We start from the raw sequence: 724 nt of genomic DNA on the forward strand, positions 1-724 counted from the left end.
CTTCCCAGCCACGAATTGCTTGTGTTCGTGCGCCACGTTGCGTGTCTCCGTTTATCCACGCCGCTTCACCCCAAAACATTCCAGTTAGTGCCGGGATATTTATCCACGCCCGGCGCGTGGTTTCCTTCACTTTCCACAGTCAAAGGAATGCCGTAGACTGGAATTCCACAGTCAATAAAAGGATTTCTTTATGTCCATGAATGTATTTGCAGGAAAGAGAACTGAGGAATCAGTGGCATATGATTTAGCGCTGGCGCTTGCAGTAAAAGACCCATCCGCCAACACGCCAGAAGCTTTAATTGAGCGCATTGCTGATTTGCTTCCTGCCTGTCGTGAAGCAGCAAAGGAAAAGTACAAAGCAGAAGCACCTACGCCTTTTGGGATCGCTATAAAACGATAACTGATGCCAGGGCAGTCTCCAGTGCTGCCTTTATCAAATTCTGCCGATACCAGTGGTTATCTGATGCCCCTTTAACCGCTTCTTCAGCAGCAGCATAAGCTGCGTCAGCTGCTAAAATTACGCCATTGTTGCTTTTAAACATCGCTACTTCATCGTTTTTTATATCCATCACCATCACCTCAAATAAGTGGAGTAGATTTACCGTCAGCCCCTCGCAAAGAGCTATCGGCCTGAATGTTGTGTGTGATATCTGCGCCTGGCGTCTCGAATCTTCTCCAGTTCGCAATTCTTCGCTGTGCTGTGATATTTGCTGATGTGACACAA

At 47.4% G+C, this 724-nt stretch carries 2 protein-coding genes; one reads left to right on the plus strand and one right to left on the minus strand.

Going from position 1 to position 724, the window contains the following annotated elements; all coding sequences use genetic code 11:
* The first annotated feature begins 190 nt into the window (after window positions 1-190).
* Window positions 191-400 carry a hypothetical protein gene (locus ACWWFX_RS25375; protein ID WP_023303584.1) on the plus strand — a complete coding sequence of 70 codons (210 nt, stop codon included), beginning with the start codon at window positions 191-193 and terminating at the stop codon, window positions 398-400.
* On the opposite strand, the gene ACWWFX_RS25380 is transcribed toward ACWWFX_RS25375, so the two are convergent.
* The coding region (locus tag ACWWFX_RS25380) for a hypothetical protein (RefSeq protein WP_473225113.1) at window positions 387-724 on the minus strand (338 nt) is incomplete at its 5' end. The genes ACWWFX_RS25375 and ACWWFX_RS25380 overlap by 14 nt on opposite strands.

The organism is Pseudocitrobacter sp. 2023LY-00077, from assembly GCF_055796175.1.